Genomic DNA, 18,719 nt, shown 5'->3' with positions numbered 1-18,719 from the left:
ACCAAGGCCATGTGAGCTGCGTTCAGCAAACCGCGAGCCAATACAGTGGGCGCACTTCACCTTCACTTCACCGAGCGGAGGTAGGGTAGGCTCACGTTTTCAGTTGGAGCTTCATTTTATGCCCACCATAGTTACCCACGCCGCCGTCCCTCTCTGCCTTGGGCTGGGGCTTGGCAGCCGGATTATCCCGCCCCGCCTGCTGCTGGCCGGTGTCGCCATCGCCATGCTGCCCGATGCCGATGTGCTCGCCTTCAAACTGGGGGTTGCCTATGGCCATGTTTTTGGCCACCGCGGCTTTACCCACTCCCTGCTGTTCGCTTTTGCCCTGCCTACCTTGGTCATGCTGTTTCACCGCCAATTTCGGGCCAGCGCCGCCACCGTCTGGTCGTTTCTGCTGGTGTCGCTACTCTCCCACAGCCTGCTCGATTCCCTCACCACCGGCGGCAAAGGGGTTGGCTGGCTCTGGCCGTGGCGTGACGAGCGCTTCTTCGCCCCCTGGCAGGTGATCCGGGTTGCCCCCTTCAAGCTGGAAGCCTATCTCACCGCCCGAGGTGAAGCGGTGATCCTCTCCGAGCTCTACTGGGTTTGGCTGCCGGGGGTTGTATTGATGCTGGTATTGATGGGATGGCGGGTGTGGGGCAGGGGTCCTAGGGGATGCTAAGACTGGCGGCCAAGTGATGAAGATAGTCATAACTGTGCCACTGGAGGGCACAGAGGGCGAGCATGGCTGATGCCCCCAAGGCACCCTGATCCCGGTGTCGGAGCAATACACGCAATGCATGTATTATGCAGAGACCCAAGATCGTCAGGTAAATGATGGCTAATGCCACTTCAATTAAATCCGATATACCGTAGGGATCATTCGGATTGTGATAAAACTGGTCATAGCCAAAGGCGCGAAATTCGAGCCTTACCAAAAACAGGGAAAAGCAGAGGGCGGCCAGTTGTTTTGTTTTTCGGCTGATTTCTGTCATGCAACCACTCAAATCTTCCAACGCTAACTTTTAGGGCTGAGATGCAGCAGAGCTGGGACATCCATCATTTTGAATGTTGGCTACGTTATGCCTTGTTCAGAAAGGTGGGTGTCCCTGATTTGAGATTTATATTTTGTCCAGAAAGATGAGCGTTCTAAATTTTGGGGTCCTGATTTAGTGGTTTTGCAATAGAGTTACTTGGTGCATAAGAACGAATAACATTATTTTCACCACTGCTGTATGGCGATTTTTTATAGTCTGAGTGTTTTTTAACTTGAGTAAATTTTGTTCCTCTTAGTTCGAGTGCTGACCAACACTCCTGAGCTCCAGCACCATTACAGTAGCTACCGTGTAGAGCAAGTATTAGTTGATCTCTACCGCTTTGTTTCTTCCAAGTATGTTCTTGAACTGCAAGTTCACTGTCAAAGGCTATATCCCATTGACCATTTTGTGTTTTAATAAATACGACTAATGGCGTGCCTGCACTACCTCCCAGATAGCAATGTTTACCGTCCTTTTGTGCTGCTCCAATATCTAATACGATAATATCATTGTCATCGACCATTTTATGGTAGAGAAATCTTGAATCGTCGATATATTGGTTTGGATAGATTTGCCAGTCATCTAACTTAAGATTGCTACATTCTGTGTAGACGAGTTGTTCTTTTACCTTTTCTCGGACGATTTGTGGTACTTCTAAGGCTTGCGCGATACTAGGTAATAGCATAATTATAAAAGATATTACTTTGTTCACTTTATTTCCTTTGTTGTTGATTATAATGAAGATTTGAATTTCATGACTCTCGCGTAATATGCAGGAAATGCCAAGCAACGCTGAGGCCATTATTTCGTGTTTTTTGTGATCAGAAAGGTGGACATCCTAATTTTTCACTCGTCTATAATACCATGTTGCTCCAAATAACTAATACCTTGTGTTGTAATGCTTAATTTCTCATTGGAGTACCAGGTTAGTAGGTTTTGATTGCATGCTTGTTCAATGTACTTATCAAGCGTAAATCTATGCATAGATACGTTTAGCATAAGAGATTTATACCATATATAGTCATACTCTCTTCCTTCATAGCATCTAGCTACAGCTTTCATCACTTCTTTAACGCCATCAGCTGATCTATCTGGTCTAGCACTTTCCATTGGTTTGAATGGATTTTCACCGATTGCTGGCTTTTCATATAGCGGGGCATTTAGCAGTGTTCTAAGTAAATCGTCAAAACTATATTCAATATCTGAATTGTTAGAAAAATTGATATATAGCTTCGATTTTAAAAACGTTGGACGATAATCAGTTCCTGACTGTCGAATAATTGGTATAACTTTACGGCTATCAATTTTTGATAACAATGAGGATGTCATAATCATTTTTTCATAGCCAACACCACCTTCTCCAGCATTAGCTTTTTCAACATATTTCTCAGTACATATCATAAGAATGTAGTCAGCTGCTTCTAGCTGTGTTTCCATGAAATGGGGTAAATCATCTCCTGGTTTCAAATCCCATTGGTCTAAGACTGCATCAATTCCTCGATTTCTAAGTGTGGTTGCAAAATCTAAAACCCACTCTTTATGTGGGGCTGTATCATGTGAGTATGAAATAAAAGCTCTTGGTGGATTCATTGTCTATCCTGATGTTTAAACTAGATGCAGTTATATTTTTTTCACTTCACATCTCGTATGTTGGGCTAAAAAGCGTAGGTTGGAGCTGAATGAAGTGAAACCCAACGTTTACCGCGAAATGTATTTGTAAATCTGTTTTACGGATCTGTCACATCCATATTTATCCCGCACTGGTTGGCGTAATAATGCTCGCCTGCTGGGCTTCGCTCTGCGCCAACCAACAAAAAACCACGCTACCGCTCCTGAGTGACAGCCCCCAGTTCGCTGCTGTTAACCTGCGAGATAGTAACAATCGCTGTCATGGCGTTTTCCGAGAGGTTGATTGTCATTCGGGTATCTTAAGGGGGAGGGTCGTGCGTTGAGAAGCGTGTTTTGGCGGGAATATGTGTTGGATCAATAAATTAGTCATCAGTAGTATTCAATTTGAGCAAATTCGATTGCTGTAGCTTCCCCTCACTCCAACCCTCTCCCAAGGGAGAGAGGGCTTGTTCACTGTTGCACGGTAGCCTCAGGCGGGCACGGTTTTGATCCCCCTCTTATTCGCTGAGCCGAAGGTACCCGACGTCAGTCGGGCGAAAACGCGGGGGAGAAGACCTTTGGTGTTATTTGTTAAAGAGAGCGGGTCTTTCCAAAGTCACTCGCCCAGGCCCGAAGGGCGGGCGAAACTCTGTCGAGGGCAGCACCCTCGCGTCCTGCGTGGCGAAGCCGCGCCATAGCATCAGCATCAATTCCGCGAACGTCTGATTACGCTTCGCTAATCAGACCTACAAGGGTGGCACCAACCAGGGATGGTGGATAACAAAAGGGAGCCCGCTTGGGCTCCCTTGCTTGTCATGGGGGTGGGCGTTTGACTGAACGCTTAGCGCAGGGTCGCGGCCTTCATCCCTTCCACAAACTCTTTCAGACGAGTGAGCATATGCGCCGGATTCTGGTGGTGGGTCTCGATGATCTTCACCACGGCGGAGCCGGAGATGGCACCGGCGGCGCCTGCGGCGACGGCCTCACGCACCTGAGCCGGTTCGCTGATGCCAAAGCCGAGCAGGGCGGGGGGGGCGTTGAACTCGCGCAGGGTATTGATGAGACCTTCCACCGGCATGCCGGCCTTGGTCTCTGCACCGGTCACGCCAGCGCGGCTCACCAGATAGGTGTAACCATTGCCGAGCTCCGCCACCTGTTTCAGGGTCTCGGCATCGCCATTGGGCGGGGCGATAAAGATGCTGTCGATGCCGAACTTGTCGGCGGCCGCCTTGTAGGGGGCGCACATCTGCACCGGCACGTCGGCCACCAGCACCGAATCCACGCCCGCCTGCTGGCACTTCTCGTAGAAGCCGTCAATTTTGCGCACATAGACCAGGTTGGCGTAGACCAGCAGGCCAATGGGCAACTGCGGGTACTTGATGCGGATGCGGCCAAGCAGCTCGAAACAGTCGTCCGGGGTGGTGTGGCTGGCAAAGGCCCGCAGGGCGGCGCCCTGAATGGTGGGGCCGTCCGCTACCGGATCGGAGAAGGGAATGCCGAGCTCGAGGGCATCGGCGCCCCCTGCGACCAGCGCATCGACGATGGCCAGTGACAATTCGGGGGTGGGGTCACCCAGCATCACGAACGGCACAAAGGCGCCCTGATTGGCTTCATCCAGACGGGAGAAGAGTTGTGCGTAACGGTTCATGACAAGGTTCCTTCTTTTTCAAAGATGTCAGCGACGGTGAAGATATCTTTGTCGCCACGGCCGGAGAGGTTGACGATGAGCACCTGCTCTTTTTCCGGTTCACTGCGGGCCATCTTGAGGGCATGGGCCAGCGCGTGGGAGGACTCCAGCGCCGGGATGATGCCTTCGGATTTGGCCAGCTCCTGGAAGGCGTCCAGCGCCTCCTTGTCGGTCACCGAGGGGTACTCGGCGCGGCCGATGGCGGCCAGGTGGGCGTGCTGCGGGCCGACGGAGGGGAAGTCCAGCCCCGCCGAGACGGAGTAGGACTCCTGAATCTGGCCCTGATTGTCCTGCATCAGGTAGGAGTGCATGCCAAAGAAGACCCCCTTGCTGCCGTGACCGAGCGGCGCACCGTGTTCGCCACTCTCGATACCGTGACCACCCGGCTCGACGCCGATCAGGCGCACTGAAGGCTCATCGATAAAGTCGGCAAACATGCCGATGGCGTTCGACCCACCGCCGACGCAGGCGATCACCGCATCGGGCAGTCGCTCTTCCTTCTCGAAACACTGGGCCTTGGCCTCTTCGCCGATCATCTTCTGGAATTCCCGCACGATAGTGGGGAAGGGGTGTGGGCCCGCGGCGGTGCCGAGCAGGTAGTGGGCCGACTCGTAGTTGGCAGCCCAGTCGCGCAGTGCCTCGTTGCAGGCATCTTTCAGGGTGGACGAGCCTGAGTGCACCGGAATGACGGTGGCGCCCATCAGCTTCATGCGAAAGACGTTGGGCTTCTGGCGCTCGCAATCCTTGGCACCCATATAGACCCGGCACTTGAGGCCGAGCAGGGCGCAGGCCAGCGCAGTGGCGACGCCGTGCTGACCGGCGCCGGTCTCGGCGATGATCTCGTTCTTGCCCATCCGCTTGGCCAGCAGCGCCTGACCCAGCACCTGGTTGGTCTTGTGGGCGCCGCCGTGCAGCAGATCTTCACGCTTGAGATAGAGGCGGGTCTTGGTGCCCTTGGTCAGATTGCGGGTCAGGGTGAGCGGCGTCGGGCGACCGGCATACTCGGTCAGCAGGGACTGAAACTCGGCGATAAAGGCCGGGTCATCCTTGGCATCGACGAAGGCTTTCTCCAGCTGGAGCAGGGCCGGGATAAGGATTTGGGGTACATACATACCGCCAAATTCACCGAAAAACGGGTTGAGCAGGGTCATGGCTTCTTCCTTGTATTAGCTAAATCGAAACATCAAAAAGGGTTGCGTTACAGGTTGCGCAGTGCGCCGAAGGCGGCTGCAATCTTGTGCGCATCCTTCTGGCCCAGGGCACTCTCCACCCCGGAGTTGAAATCAAGGCCGAGGCAGCCGACTTGCGCCGCCTGCAGGGCGTTGTCGGGATTAAGGCCCCCCGCCAGCATCAGTTTGCTCTTGTCGAGGGTAGCCAACAGGGCCCAGTCGAACGCCTGACCGGTACCGCCGCTCTGGCTGCCGACTTTTGTATCCAGCAGCAGGCGATCCGCCGGGTAGTCGAGGGCGGGCAGCGGCTCGCCGCTTTCTTTGCCGAGAGAGACGCCTACCGCCTTCCAGATCTGGCAGCCAGCTGGCAGCAGTGGACGCAGAGTATCGATATAGGCAGCATCTTCATCCCCGTGCAGCTGCACTGCGGCGAGCCCCAGCGCATCCACCGTCTTGGCGATGGTGGCTGGCTGGGCGTTGCGAAATACCCCGACGTAGGAGAGCGGTGCGCCCGCCATCACGGCGCGGGCGGCGGGAATGTCCACATAGCGCGGACTTTTGGAAACAAAGATCAGGCCGCCAAATACCGCACCCGCCTGATGGGCGGCGGCGGCATCTTCGGCGCGGGTCAGGCCGCAGACCTTGTTCTGACCCAGAGTGAGCTTGCGCACTGCGGCTTCCAGATCCGGCTCGGCCATCAGGGATGAGCCCACCAGAAAGCCCTTGGCGTGGTGGCGCAGATCCGCCACCTGAGCGCGGTGGTTGATGCCGGATTCGCTGATCACCACCCGATCGCTCGGAATATCTTTGGCCAGCTGTTTGGTGCGGTTGAGATCGACGCTCAAGTCGCGCAGATCCCGGTTGTTGATACCGATCACCGGCGCCCCCAGCGCGATGGCGCGGGTCAGCTCCTCCTCGTTGCTCACCTCGGTCAGCACGCCAAGACCCAGCTCCTTGGCCACCGCGAACAGGGCGCGATAGCCCTCGTCGGTGAGCACCGAGAGCATCAAGAGGATGGCGTCCGCCTGATAGTGGCGGGCCAGATAGGCCTGATAGGGGTCAATCATGAAATCCTTGCAGAGCACCGGCTGCGATACGCGGCTGCGCACCCGCGGCAAAAAGGCGAAATCCCCCTGAAAGAACTTCTCGTCGGTCAGCACCGAGATGGCGGTGGCGTATTTGCCATAGATGTCGGCGATGGCCTCCGGGCTGAAATCGTCGCGGATCAACCCCTTGGAGGGGGAGGCCTTCTTGCACTCCAGAATAAAGCGGGTGGAGCCCGCCTTGAGGGCGCCTACGAAATCCCGATCGCTGGGGGTCAGCGCGCTCTGGAAGCTCTCCAGCGGCTGTGCCAGCTTGCGGGCGGCAACCCACTCCTGTTTGGCCGCCACGATCTTGCCGAGAATGGTCTGGCTGATGGAGGCCATGTTCAGAAAAGCATGGGGGGCAATAAGGTCTGACATCTCGTTATCCTTGCGAAACTGGCTCTTGCCCTGCGGGCGTTCTGAATGACTGTTGTGCAACGTGGTGGCTGACATCATGCCTCCTGATGGCCCGCTTCCTGATGGCTCAGAGTAGCCAGCCGGGCGGCGAGCTCAGCCGCTTTACCGCTCGCCAGCACCGCCAGCACCTCGGCCGCCGCGCTCTTGAGATCTTTCGCTTTGCCCGCCATCAGCAGCAGCGGCGCCACATTGGCGGCGATGGCGGCGTTGTGGGCCGGGGTGCCACGCCCTTCCAGAATGGCGGCGGTGATGGCGCGGTTCTCTTCAGGCTCCCCACCCTGAATGGCGCTGACCGGATAGGTCTCGAGGCCAAAATCAGCCGGGGTGATCATAAATTCGCGGATCTCGCCGTCACGGATCTGGGCCACCTGGGTCGGGCCGTGGATGGCAATTTCATCCAGCCCGGCGCCGTGAACCACCATACCGGTTTTCAGCCCCAGTGCCAGCAGGGTTTCTGCGATGGGACGCACCAGCTCGGGGGCATAGACCCCCATCAGCTGATAGGTGGGGCGAGCCGGGTTGATGAGCGGCCCCAGCACGTTGAACAGGGTGCGGGTCTTGAGGGCTTGGCGCACCGGCATGGCATGGCGCACGCCAGCGTGGTACTGGGGGGCGAACAGGAAGCAGATGCCGAGCTCGTCAAGGCAATGGCGCGCCTGCGCCGGGCTCATGTCGAGCTTGATGCCCATTTTGTCCAGCAGATCGCTCGAACCCGACTTGCTCGAGACCGAGCGGTTGCCGTGCTTGGCCACTTTCAGGCCGCAAGCGGCAGCGACCAGCGCCGAGGTGGTGGAGACGTTGATGGTGTTGAGGCCATCGCCACCGGTGCCGACGATATCGCAGAAGGCATAGTCCGGACGCGGGAAGTCGCGCGCTTCTGCCAAGAGGGCCTCGGCGGCGCCGGCGATTTCCTCCGGGGTCTCCCCCTTGATCTTGAGGGCGGTCAAGAGACTGGCGAGAACGATGGGATCCACTTCGCCACGTACCACCTGGCCGAAGGCGTCGCGGGTACTTTCACGGCTCAGAGACTGACCCTGATAGAGGGTGTTGAGATGTTGATGCATGTTGGTCTCCTTACCTTAACGCACGCTGCTTTCTGGGCGGGTGATGTGGGCGAGCGCCTGAGTCAGCAGACGGGCCCCTTCCGAGGTCATGATGGATTCTGGGTGGAACTGGAAACCCAGCACCCGCTCATCCTGCTGCTCGATGGCCATGGGCATCCCCTGATAGTGGGCAATCACCGTCAGCTCTTCCGGTACATAGGTGGCAACCAGCGAGTGGTAGCGGGCCACCGGCAAGGGGCTTTGCAGCCCCGCGAAGGCGCCGTGGCCGTTGTGCTCAATGAGAGAACGCTTGCCGTGGACGATCTCGCCCGCCGCCCCGACAGTGCCGCCGTAGGCTTCGCACAGGGCCTGATGGCCGAGGCAGATACCGAGGATGGGCACCTGACCGCGGGCCAGTTTGATCAGATCAATCAGGCAGCCCGCCTCATGGGGGGCACCCGGGCCCGGTGAGAGCACCAGCACGGCGTCCCCTTCACAGGCAGCGATTTCGCTCATGATGCGGCTGGCCGGCAGGCTGTTGCGGTAGATCCGCACCGGATAACCGAGGGAGCGGAACTGGTCGACGAGGTTGTAGGTAAACGAGTCGAAGTTGTCGAGCAGGAAGATATTAGTGGCTGTTGATCCGGTACTCATTGGCTCACGTCCTTATGTTGCTCCTGCTGGGCGCTCAGGGCTTGCAGAGAGGTGCCATGGCTGGCGGCGATGGCGGCCAGCACGGCGGCCGCCTTGGCGCGGGTTTCGTCCGCTTCTGCTTGCGGCTTGGAGTCATAGACCACCCCGGCACCGGCCTGCACGTGGGCCACGCCATCTTTCACGAAAGCGGAGCGAATGACGATGCAGGTATCCATCTCGCCTGCGCCGTTGATGTAGCCGACCGCGCCGCCGTAGCTGCCGCGGCGCTTGCCTTCCACCATGCGAATAAGCTCGCTGGCGCGGATCTTCGGTGCGCCGGTGAGGGTGCCCATGTTCATGCAGGCCTGATAGGCGTGCAGGGCGTCAAGGTCGGAACGCAAGGTGCCGACCACCTTGGAGACCAGGTGCATCACGTGGCTGTAGCGATCCACTTTCAGCAGCTCCTTGACGTAGCGGGTGCCGGGTTCGGAGATGCGGGCGATGTCGTTGCGGCCCAGATCCACCAGCATCAGGTGCTCGGCCACCTCTTTTTCGTCCTGACGCAGCTCCAGCTCGATGCGGCCATCGAGATCCCGGTTGATGCTGCCATCCGGGTTGAAGCCGCGGCGGCGGGTACCGGCGATGGGGTACATCTCCACGTCGCGGCTGGCGGCGCAGAATTTCACCGCGCTCTCCGGCGAGGCGCCAAACAGGGTGAAGCCCTCATCCTGCACGTAGAACATGTAGGGGCTGGGGTTGGTCTGTTTGAGGCGGCGATAGGCGGCCAGGGGGCTGGGGCAGGGCAGGGAGAAGCAGCGGGACGGCACCACCTGGAAGATGTCGCCACGGCGGATAAAGCCCTTGAGCTTCTCCACCTCGGCGCAGAACTGTTTGTCGCTCTTGTCCACGCTCATGCCGCCGGTCAGGGGCTGGGTGGTCAGCTCGGCGCAGAGGGGTTGCTGGCAAATCTGTTTGAAGTCGGTGAGCCGTTCGGTCAGGCGGGTGTATCTGTCTTCAACCTGGCTTTCGTCGCTGTCGCCGCCAAAGATGCAGGCCAGCAGTTGAGTAGTGCGTTCGATATGGTCGATGGTGATCAGGGTCTCGGCCACATAGAAGCAGTAGTCGGGGCAGCTGTTGCTCCCCTCCGGGACTTCGGGCAGATCTTCAAAAGAGGCGATGAGGTCATAGGCAAAGCTGCCCGCCATAAAGAGCGCCTCTTTACCCAGCTGGCAATCGAGCTCCCGTTGCAGGGTGCGCAGCACGTCCAGCACGCTGCTCCCCTTGAGGCGGGAGTCTTCGTCCAGCTCCCGATCGGAGGCCGGGAAGTCGAGCTGCAGCTCGCCATCTACTAGCGAGCGGGCCACCACCACGGGCAGCCGTTCGGCCAGCAGGCTCTGCAACTGGGCGCCGTTGTCGTTCAGGCTACGAACCCGCACGGTGCGGCCACGGCACTCGATGCGCAGGCAGGCATCCACCAGCAACAGGCTCTGTTTACCCGCCTTGGAGTCGATCTCCACTGATTCCAGCAGCAGGTTGTTGGGGCGGCCCTGACAGAGGCGGGTATAGAGCGCCAGCGGATCGGCCACATAGGGGGCGTTGAGTTTGAGGGTATCGAATTCACCCAGAGGAAGGCGATGTGTGGCTGTCATAGTGCGTTCCCTTGCGTGTGATGTGTTTTACCGATGTTCATGACGTTGAATTCCTTGAAAATTTAATTGGTCCGGGGTGGCTGGTTCAGGGGCGCCATCGCCAGGTCAGCTTGCTTGTCTGAATTCTCGGTTTCATCACAGGTCCATTTGCCGGATAATAAAAAAGCCCGCTGGGGTCAGCGGGCTTTTTCTTTGGGTTCTTAATTTGCTGTCAGATTACAGGTACAGCAACGACCACACGCCCGCATGTCAGGGAGTGTGCCACCACCAGATGGTCAGGATGGAAGTCGTTTGCATGATAAAGTCCTGTAAAAAGATGTTTGCAATGAAGTGCCTACAGAAAACGATAAAGCCGCGGCCAAGTCAAGTCGCTTTTTAGCCTTCTTTCACCGATTTGCCATGAATGGTGACCTGACCACGAGAGCGGAATAACCTGATGAGATTCGATCTTCACTGCCATACCACTGCCTCCGACGGGGTGCTGAGCCCAGCCGAACTGGTGCGCCGCGCTGCCGAAAAACAGGTCGAGGTGTTAGCAGTTACTGACCACGACACCCTTGCCGGGCTTGATGAGGTGCGTCGCACTATCGAAGCCGAGCAACTGCCGCTGCGACTGGTGAGCGGGGTCGAGATCTCCACCGGCTGGGAGCATCACGAAATTCATATTGTGGCGCTGGGGGTGGATGAAAAAAATCCGCAGCTGACCGACTTTCTGGCTGGTCAGCTGGCCCGTCGTGAGGCGCGCGCGCTGGAAATCGGGCGTCGTCTGGAGAAGTGCCTCATCCCCGGCACCTATGAAGAGGCCAAGGCGCTGGCCGGTGATGCTGCCGTGACCCGCGCCCACTTTGCCCGGGTGCTGGTGGCGCGCGGGGTGGCCGACAACATGCAAAAGGTATTCAAAAAGTACCTGAGCCGTGGCAATAAAGGCTATGCCCCGGCCGAGTGGCCCGAGATGAGCGAAGCCATCGCTGCCATTCACGCCGCTGGCGGGCTGGCGGTGCTGGCTCATCCGAGCCGTTACGATCTCACCGCCAAGTGGATCAAGCGGCTGCTGGTGGCCTTCAAGGCGGCCGGTGGCGATGCCATGGAGGTCTCATTGCCCCAACAGAGCCCGCAGGAGCGGGCCAATCTGGGCCAGTGGGCCAAGGATCACGACCTCTATATCTCGGTGGGATCGGATTTTCACTTCCCCTCCAACTGGACCGAGCTGGGCCGCCATCTCTGGCTGCCCAAAGAGGGAATGCCCGTCTGGCTGGCCTATCCCGGTCACTTTGGGCTCACCACCGAGCAACATGCCGAGCTGCTGGCGAGTCGGTAACGGCGCCAGCGAAGCGGCCACAAACAGGTTAAGGTAGTGTCATGGGTCTTTGACCCGTGACCATACGAGCGGGCAGGTATTGCTGCCCCCATTGCGAGAACAAGCTATGAGTCAGCATTTTTACGTACATCCTGAAAACCCCCAGGCCCGACTGATCGGTCAGGCGGTACAGATCATCCAGAACGGCGGCGTTATCGTCTATCCGACCGACTCCGGTTATGCGCTGGGTTGCCAGATGGGTGACAAGGGCGCGCTGGAGCGCATCTGCCGCATCCGTCGCCTCGACGCCAACCACGACTTCACTCTGGTGTGCCGCGATCTCTCCGAGATCTCCACCTACGCCAAGGTCGACAACAGCGCGTTTCGCCTGATCAAGAACAACACCCCGGGCGCTTACACCTTCATCTTCAAGGCGACCAAAGAGGTGCCGCGCCGCCTGATGAACGAGAAGAAGAAGAGCATCGGCATCCGGGTGCCGGACAACAAGATTGCTCAGGCGCTCTTGGAAGCCCTCGGCGAGCCGCTGCTCTCCACCACTCTGATCCTGCCGGACTCCGAGATGGCCGAGTTCGACCCGGAAGAGATCTTCGACAAGCTGGGCAAGCAGATCGATCTGGTGGTCAACGGCGGTTATCTGGGCGAGCAGCCCACCACAGTGGTCGATTTCTCTGACGACGAGCCGGTATTGCGTCGTCGCGGCGCCGGGGACCCGACCCCGTTTGAGTGATGTCGCTGAACCGGTGACAGTCCCAACTGCCGAGACGGGGGCTGGCTCCGCCCTACCCATCGCGAAAGTCCTGGGGCAGCCCTATCACGAGCTGCCCCAGGATCTGTTCATCCCGCCCGATGCGCTGGAGGTGTTCCTCGATACCTTCGAGGGGCCGCTCGATCTGCTGCTCTATCTGATCCGGCGCCAGCAGCTCGATATCCTCAACCTGCCGATCCTGCAGATCACCGCCCAGTACATGGAGTACGTGGAGCTGATGCAGGGGCTCAACCTTGAGCTGGCAGCCGAATATCTGCTGATGGCGGCCTGGCTGGCGGAGATCAAATCCCGCTTGCTGCTGCCCAAGGCGCCGGAGCTGGAGGATGAAGATGAGGGAGAAGACCCGCGGGTGACCCTGATCCGCCGCCTGCAGGAGTACGAGCGCTACAAGGTAGGTGCAGAGAGGGTCAATGAGCTGCCACGGGTGGAGCGGGAGATTTATATCGCCGCTGCCTTGCCTCCCGATTTTGGCGCCCTCAAGCCACTGGCGCCCGATGTTTCGCTGGTTGAGCTCGCCCTTTACATGCAAAGTGTGGTAAAACGCGCGACTCATTTCGAACATCACCAGATCCGCCGCGAACAGATCCCGACCCGGGTGCGCATGGCGGAGATCCTCGCCATGCTCACGCTGGGGCAGACCCTGCGCCTTGAGCAGGTGCTGCGCGCCGAAGAGGGGCGCATGGGGGTACTGGTGACGTTTCTGGCCCTGCTGGAGCTGTGCAAGGAGCAACTGCTCTGGATCCTGCAGGCAGAACCACTCGGTCCTATCCATTTTGCATTGGCCGAGCAGAGCGAGGAGGGCAACCGTGGCGCTGCCCACTGAACGACTCAAGACTCTGATCGAAGCGGCGCTGTTTGTGGCCGGTCGTCCGCTCAATGTCAGCGAGCTGAAAAGCAGCGTGCTGGCGGATTATCCGGTGACCAGTCGCTATGTTCAGCTGCTGTTGGCAGAGATCAGGCAAGATTACAGCTCGCGGGGCGTCGAGCTCAAAGAGGTCGCCTCCGGCTGGCGCTTTCAGGCGCGTCAGGAGTATGCCGAAGAGCTCTCGCGGCTCTGGAGCGAGCGGGCGCCGCGCTATTCCCGCGCCGTGATGGAGACGCTGACCCTGATCGCCTATCGCCAACCCATCACCCGGGCCGAGATCGAAGCGATCCGCGGGGTGGCGGTGTCGAGCCAGATAGTGAATACCTTGAAAGAGCGTGGCTGGGTGCGCAGCATTGGCCACAAAGAGGTGGCCGGTCGCCCCGAACTGCTCGCCACCACCAGAGAGTTTCTGGATTACTTTAATCTGCAGAGTCTGGAGCAGCTCCCCGAGCTGGATCCGGAGCTGCAACCCCTGTTGCCCTCTGCGGTGGACGGGGAGAGCGATGCCCGGTGAATGGCGCCCAAGCGTGCCGATGTCACCGAGATATACATTTTTCAACTGTGGCGAGTGCTCCAACCGGCGTTTGTTACAGTTAACCCCGTTGCCCCTTTCACCAGTGGGCAGCGATCAACAATCAGGTAACCCCGATGAGTGAAAAACTGCAAAAAGTGTTGGCCCGCGCGGGTCACGGCTCCCGTCGTGAGATGGAGGCCCTGATCACCGCAGGTCGGGTCAGTGTGGATGGCAAGGTCGCCACACTGGGGGATCGCGTCGAAGTGAACGCCGTGATCCGGGTGGATGGTCACCAGGTCAAGACCCGTGCCGCAGAGGAAGTGATCTGCCGCGTACTGGCTTACCACAAGCCGGAAGGGGAGATGTGTACCCGTCACGATCCGGAAGGTCGTCCCACCGTGTTTGATCGTCTGCCCAAGATGGAAGGTGCCCGCTGGATCGCAGTCGGCCGCCTCGACGTCAACACCTCCGGTCTGCTGCTGTTCACCACCGATGGTGAGCTGGCCAACCGTCTGATGCACCCGAGCCACGAAGTGGAGCGGGAATACGCGGTACGTGTCTTTGGCGAAATCACCGAAGCCATGCTGCAGCGTCTGCGCAAGGGCGTGCAGCTGGAAGATGGCACCGCCAAGTTCAACAAGATCAAACCGGCTGGCGGTGAGGGTCTGAACCAGTGGTTCAACGTCACCCTGACTGAAGGTCGCAACCGTGAAGTGCGCCGCCTGTGGGAATCCCAGGAAGTGCAGGTGAGCCGCCTGATGCGTATCCGCTACGGTGACGTCAAGCTGGACCGCGGCATCCCGCGCGGTGGCTGGCAAGAGCTGAAACTGCCGGAAGTAAACTACCTGCGCGGTCTGGTCAACCTGCCGCCGGAGACCGAATCCAAGGTCGATCTGCAGCAGGATGGCAAAACCAGCCGTCACAAGCAGGCCGCCCAGATCCGTCGTGCCGTGCAGCGTCACAAAGAGATGCAGGGCAAAGAGCCGCGCGCTCGCGCCACCACCGCCCGTCGCAAGCCGCAAGCCTCTACCCGCAACTCAGGTACCGGTAGCAAGTAAGCCGACAACCCGTTGCGAACTGCGCGCCGTCAAAGAGTGCGCAGTCGGCCAAGCAAAGGCCCGCACCAACTGGTGCGGGCCTTTTTCATCTCTAGCGGGTGACCTCCAGCTGCAGGCTGGCTCTGGTCATGTGGCAATGATTGCTCTCACACTCCTCAGTTGGCCGGTGTCATCCACTCTTTGTTGAAGTCACGTATAAACATCTCTCCCTCTTCGTTGCGGGCGGTGACCAGATAGAAGGTGACGTTCTGGCGAAACAGCGAGAGACGGTAGAGAGCGGCGTTGTCCTCCTCCGAGAGGTTCTTTTTCGAAGTGTCGTTGATGGGCACCAGATCGACTTTGCCCTTTTTCAGCAGCTCAACGCACTGGTTGAGGCGGTTGGTGGTTCTGACGATCAGCTTCTGCTCGATGGTCACCCGCTCGATGGCATCGGAGAACCACCCCTTGGGTACGCAGGCGGTTTTCTGCTGCCAGGGCGGGGATTCCAGCCCCTTCTTGTCGGGCGTGGTGTACCAGGACTGGATATCGAAGGCGATGGGGGTACTGAACAACAGGGAGTTGCTGCGCTCGTTGGTCCAGGTAAAGGGGAAGGCGGCGATGGCGTTGCCCAGCTCGATGTTTTTAAGCCCCCTCGGCCAGGGCTGGTAGGAGACCCTCAGATCCGGGTGGCCTGCCGCTTTGAGAGTGGTGAGCACCTTGCTTGCCAGCTCGCCGCCATTGGCCAGCGTCGCTGAAGAGTAGGGGGGCAATTCGCCGGTGATAATTACCGCGCTCTGCACAGTGGCGGCCGGGAGCAGCGAAAGAGCAAACAGGGTGGCACGAAGGCGAAGGGACGAGCGGAGGCGATAAGGGGCAGAGGGCGTGACCGGATAACGGATGTGCATGGCGGGTGACCTCACCTCTATCGATTGCTGACAGCGTAGCGGTTCTGGCAGGGAAAAAACAGACTCGATAAATGCTGCTGGTCGCGGTGTATGGCTCTTGGCGTTCCCTTTGGCGGGCGGAAGAGGCTGTGGCGGTTGCTCTGCTCCGGTGAGCTTGTTAGCCTGTGCGGCTCTGATAGAGGAGTGAACAATGAGCAAGGTACTTGATGAGCTGCTGGCGTTGCTGGCGCTGGAAAAAATCGAGGAGGGCCTGTTTCGGGGCCAGAGCCAGGATCTCGGTCTGCGGGCCGTGTTTGGCGGACAGGTAATGGGGCAGGCCTTGTCAGCCGCCAAGCAGACGGTCGAGACCGGCCGTCAGGTTCACAGTTTTCACTCCTACTTCCTGCGTCCGGGGGATGTGACCCGTCCCATCGTCTATGACGTGGAGAATATCCGTGACGGCCAGACCGTCTCTACCCGCCGGGTCAAGGCGATTCAGGGCGGCAAGCCCATCTTCTATCTCAACGCCTCGTTTCAGGTGCCGGCCGATGGTTTCGAGCATCAGGCGCAGATGCCGACCGGCATCACCCCGCCGGAGGAGCTCAAGAGCGAGCTGGAGCTGGTGCGCCCCTACGAGAACCTGATCCCGGCCTCTCTGCGCGACAAGATCCTCTGCGAGCAGCCCATCGAGATGCGTCCGGTGACCCTGGTCGACCCGATCCGGCCGACGGTGCAGGACCCGGTGCGCCACGTCTGGTTCAAGGCCAACGGTCAGATGCCGGACGATCTGCGGGTGCACAAATACCTGCTGGCCTACGCCTCCGACTTCAACTTCCTGCTCACCTCGCTGCAGCCGCACGGGGTGTCGTACTGGGAGCCGGATATGCAGGTGGCCACCATCGATCACTCCATGTGGTTCCACCGGGATTTCCGCTTCGACGACTGGTTGCTCTACGTGGTAGACAGCCCGAGCGCCAGCAGCGGTCGCGGTCTGGTGCGCGGTCAGTTTTTCACCCGCGACGGGGTGCTGGTGGCGAGTACCATGCAGGAGGGGGTGATCCGCCGTCGCGGCAGTTAAGGGGCAAAGCGGTCAGCAAAACGGGGTGGCACTGGCCACCCCGTTTTCGTTGCTGCGATGTGCGCGGGCGCTGCGGGATCAGCCGCCGCGCTGGTACTTGAAGCGCTTCTTGCGCCGGTAGGGATAGACATCCTCGAACACCCCCACCTTGATGTTGCTCTGCAGCATCTTCCAGTAGTTGGCGTCGAACATCTCCTTGTGCAGTTGCAGCATGATCTCCCGCACCTGCGGCTTTTGCAGCAGGAAGGTGGCGAACTCTTCCGGGAAGATGTCGTTGGGGGCCACCGAATACCAGGGCTCGGCGCTCCACTCATCCTCTGGGTAGCGCGGCGGCGGGATCTGGCGGAAGTTGCACTCCGTCATGTAACAGATCTCGTCGTAGTCGTAGAAGACCACTCGGCCGTGCCGGGTGACGCCAAAATTCTTGAACAGCATGTCCCCCGGGAAGATGTTGGCCGCCGCCAGCTGCTTGATGGCGTTGCCGTACTCCTCCAGCGCGAGGCGGGTCTGCTGCTCGTCTGCCTTGTCCAGATAGAGGTTGAGGGGGATCATCTTGCGCTCGGTGTAGAGGTGCTTGATCACCAGCTTGTCGTCGCTGATGGTGAGCGCCGACGGTGCCACCGTCTTGAGCTCGGCAAGCAGCTCGGGCGAGATGCGATCGAGGGGAAACTCGAAGTTGGTGAACTCCTGGGTATCGGCCATGCGGCCAACCCGGTCGTGCTGTTTAACCAGCCGGTATTTTGCCTTTACCTGCTCGTGGCTCACATCCTTCGGGGGAGTGAACTCGTCTTTTATCACCTTGAACACCACATCGTAGGAGGGGAGGGTGAACACGCTCATCACCATCCCCTTGATGCCCGGCGCAATGATGAACTGATCCCGGCTCTGGGCCAGATGGTGGCGGTAGTGGCGATAGAGCTCGGTCTTGCCATGCTTCTGGCAACCGATGGCGTTGTAGATCTCGTAATCTGGCTTGTGGGGCATGATCTGGCGCAGAAAGGCGACAAACAGCGCCGGTTCGCGGGCATAAACCATAAAGTAGGCGCGGGCGAAGCCAAACACGATGGAGGCGAGATCCGGCTCGAAGATCACCGTGTCCACATAGATGCTGTGGCCGGTGCTGAGCAGGGGCAGGATAAAGGGGAACACCTGATCCCGGGCCCGGATCAGTCCCACCAGATAGGCCCCCTTGTTGCGGTAGAACACCTCTTTGAGCAGCTCGATGGCAAACGGCTCATCATGGAGGATTTGCGGGCCGTTCTCGGCAAGATGGCGGTGGATGTCGACAATATCCCGCTGCTTGTCTTCGTAGGGGAGGGTGAAGCTGTAATCCCCCAAAAGCTGGCTCAGGGTCTGCGGCAGGTGGGCGAGATCGGTGCGATAGATGCGCAGCAGGGCGCTCAGGTCCGGTTTTTCGCCACGGCTGACAAAGGGGTGGATATAGAGGTTCTCGTCGCGGATATTGCGATGGCGAAAGATCCGCCGATAGACGGAGTTGAAGAAGGACTCCGCCACCTCGAAGTTGTCACAACGGGGCAGCAGATCGCTGAAGGCACTTTTGACCCGCTTGAGCAGCTCCTGAGTGGCGTGGTGTTCCCCCATCATCTGGCGGATGGAGCTGGCGGTGGCCCCCACATGGTGGTCATAGAGGCGAATTCGCTCGCGCCCGGCGAGCTGCACCCCCAGCCAGTCACTGTTCTCGAAGCGGCTCTTGCTGCCCTGGGTTATCTCGAGAAACCGGCTGTAAAACGACTCGAAGCGTTGCAGGATAGTCTCGGCGACGGCCTGTTCCAATGGCTGCTGCATCTTTCTCTTCCTTGTGATCTGTCGGGCCGATAGCGCTAAGGATTGGGTGTAATTTGTTCACACGTCAGGCCACTATCGCAACATTCAAACGTCTGTTCAAGTGGCAATTTTCGGGGATAAACGGTAGATTGCGCCCCTGTTTTG

At 58.8% G+C, this 18,719-nt stretch carries 18 protein-coding genes; 7 read left to right on the top strand and 11 right to left on the bottom strand.

The features are described from left to right. The first annotated feature begins 118 nt into the window (after positions 1 to 118). The gene (locus tag AB5Y83_RS00900; RefSeq protein WP_368174530.1) at positions 119 to 661 is read left to right on the top strand and encodes a metal-dependent hydrolase; all 543 of its coding nucleotides are present in this window, start codon (positions 119 to 121) and stop codon (positions 659 to 661) included. On the opposite strand, the gene AB5Y83_RS00895 is transcribed toward AB5Y83_RS00900, so the two are convergent. From AB5Y83_RS00895 to AB5Y83_RS00855, 9 genes are all read right to left on the bottom strand, one after another. Beyond that, on the bottom strand, positions 648 to 974 hold the full coding sequence (locus tag AB5Y83_RS00895) for a hypothetical protein (protein ID WP_368174529.1): 327 nt from the start codon (positions 972 to 974) through the stop codon (positions 648 to 650). The two genes, AB5Y83_RS00900 and AB5Y83_RS00895, sit on opposite strands and share 14 nt — an antisense overlap. A 154-nt stretch (positions 975 to 1,128) precedes the next feature. Next, entirely contained in the window at positions 1,129 to 1,728 is a 600-nt protein-coding gene (locus AB5Y83_RS00890; RefSeq protein ID WP_368174528.1) for a hypothetical protein, read from the bottom strand. Positions 1,729 to 1,862: 134 nt separating this feature from the next. Next, positions 1,863 to 2,606: a toll/interleukin-1 receptor domain-containing protein gene (locus AB5Y83_RS00885; RefSeq protein ID WP_368174527.1), complete on the bottom strand. Its 744-nt coding sequence runs from the start codon at positions 2,604 to 2,606 to the stop codon at positions 1,863 to 1,865. 859 nt (positions 2,607 to 3,465) lie between these two features. Further along, positions 3,466 to 4,272 carry a tryptophan synthase subunit alpha gene (trpA, locus tag AB5Y83_RS00880; protein ID WP_368174526.1) on the bottom strand — a complete coding sequence of 269 codons (807 nt, stop codon included), beginning with the start codon at positions 4,270 to 4,272 and terminating at the stop codon, positions 3,466 to 3,468. Further along, on the bottom strand, positions 4,269 to 5,462 hold the full coding sequence (gene trpB / locus AB5Y83_RS00875) for a tryptophan synthase subunit beta (RefSeq protein WP_005338139.1): 1,194 nt from the start codon (positions 5,460 to 5,462) through the stop codon (positions 4,269 to 4,271). Before trpB ends, trpA begins: the two co-directional genes overlap by 4 nt. 47 nt (positions 5,463 to 5,509) lie before the next feature. Beyond that, positions 5,510 to 7,018, bottom strand: coding sequence for a bifunctional indole-3-glycerol-phosphate synthase TrpC/phosphoribosylanthranilate isomerase TrpF (gene trpCF, locus AB5Y83_RS00870; protein WP_368174561.1), 1,509 nt, complete (start codon positions 7,016 to 7,018; stop codon positions 5,510 to 5,512). Continuing rightward, the gene (trpD, locus tag AB5Y83_RS00865) at positions 7,018 to 8,046 is read right to left on the bottom strand and encodes an anthranilate phosphoribosyltransferase (RefSeq protein ID WP_368174525.1); all 1,029 of its coding nucleotides are present in this window, start codon (positions 8,044 to 8,046) and stop codon (positions 7,018 to 7,020) included. Before trpD ends, trpCF begins: the two co-directional genes overlap by 1 nt. A gap of 15 nt (positions 8,047 to 8,061) precedes the next feature. Beyond that, the gene (locus AB5Y83_RS00860; RefSeq protein WP_005350219.1) at positions 8,062 to 8,679 is read right to left on the bottom strand and encodes an aminodeoxychorismate/anthranilate synthase component II; all 618 of its coding nucleotides are present in this window, start codon (positions 8,677 to 8,679) and stop codon (positions 8,062 to 8,064) included. Beyond that, on the bottom strand, positions 8,676 to 10,307 hold the full coding sequence (locus AB5Y83_RS00855) for an anthranilate synthase component 1 (RefSeq protein WP_368174524.1): 1,632 nt from the start codon (positions 10,305 to 10,307) through the stop codon (positions 8,676 to 8,678). Before AB5Y83_RS00855 ends, AB5Y83_RS00860 begins: the two co-directional genes overlap by 4 nt. A 436-nt stretch (positions 10,308 to 10,743) precedes the next feature. Between AB5Y83_RS00855 and AB5Y83_RS00850 the strand changes: the two genes are divergently transcribed. From AB5Y83_RS00850 to rluB, 5 genes are all read left to right on the top strand, one after another. After that, positions 10,744 to 11,625, top strand: coding sequence for a PHP domain-containing protein (locus AB5Y83_RS00850; protein WP_019445650.1), 882 nt, complete (start codon positions 10,744 to 10,746; stop codon positions 11,623 to 11,625). A 106-nt stretch (positions 11,626 to 11,731) separates the two neighbouring features. Continuing rightward, positions 11,732 to 12,352 (top strand): L-threonylcarbamoyladenylate synthase, encoded by a 621-nt coding sequence (locus tag AB5Y83_RS00845; RefSeq protein ID WP_005338129.1) that lies wholly within the window; start codon positions 11,732 to 11,734, stop codon positions 12,350 to 12,352. Next, on the top strand, positions 12,345 to 13,214 hold the full coding sequence (locus tag AB5Y83_RS00840; RefSeq protein WP_368174523.1) for a ScpA family protein: 870 nt from the start codon (positions 12,345 to 12,347) through the stop codon (positions 13,212 to 13,214). Before AB5Y83_RS00845 ends, AB5Y83_RS00840 begins: the two co-directional genes overlap by 8 nt. Beyond that, positions 13,198 to 13,770: an SMC-Scp complex subunit ScpB gene (gene scpB / locus AB5Y83_RS00835; protein ID WP_005350230.1), complete on the top strand. Its 573-nt coding sequence runs from the start codon at positions 13,198 to 13,200 to the stop codon at positions 13,768 to 13,770. Before AB5Y83_RS00840 ends, scpB begins: the two co-directional genes overlap by 17 nt. Before the next feature lie 134 nt (positions 13,771 to 13,904). Further along, positions 13,905 to 14,828 carry a 23S rRNA pseudouridine(2605) synthase RluB gene (rluB, locus tag AB5Y83_RS00830; protein ID WP_005347347.1) on the top strand — a complete coding sequence of 308 codons (924 nt, stop codon included), beginning with the start codon at positions 13,905 to 13,907 and terminating at the stop codon, positions 14,826 to 14,828. 155 nt (positions 14,829 to 14,983) lie between these two features. Here the strand turns inward: rluB and AB5Y83_RS00825 are convergent, their stop codons facing one another. Next, positions 14,984 to 15,712: a transporter substrate-binding domain-containing protein gene (locus AB5Y83_RS00825; protein ID WP_064336952.1), complete on the bottom strand. Its 729-nt coding sequence runs from the start codon at positions 15,710 to 15,712 to the stop codon at positions 14,984 to 14,986. A 190-nt stretch (positions 15,713 to 15,902) separates the two neighbouring features. On the opposite strand from AB5Y83_RS00825, the gene tesB reads away from it, so the two are divergent. After that, on the top strand, positions 15,903 to 16,769 hold the full coding sequence (tesB, locus tag AB5Y83_RS00820) for an acyl-CoA thioesterase II (RefSeq protein ID WP_005338122.1): 867 nt from the start codon (positions 15,903 to 15,905) through the stop codon (positions 16,767 to 16,769). A gap of 78 nt (positions 16,770 to 16,847) precedes the next feature. On the opposite strand, the gene aceK is transcribed toward tesB, so the two are convergent. Next, a complete protein-coding gene (gene aceK, locus AB5Y83_RS00815; protein WP_058059117.1) occupies positions 16,848 to 18,575 on the bottom strand; it encodes a bifunctional isocitrate dehydrogenase kinase/phosphatase in 1,728 nt (575 codons plus the stop codon). Positions 18,576 to 18,719: the final 144 nt, after the last annotated feature.

The organism is Aeromonas sp. R5-4 (genome assembly GCF_040908215.1).
In the GTDB taxonomy this organism is placed as follows: Bacteria; Pseudomonadota; Gammaproteobacteria; order Enterobacterales; family Aeromonadaceae; genus Aeromonas; species Aeromonas veronii.
This window is presented reverse-complemented; position numbering and strand designations above follow the sequence as displayed.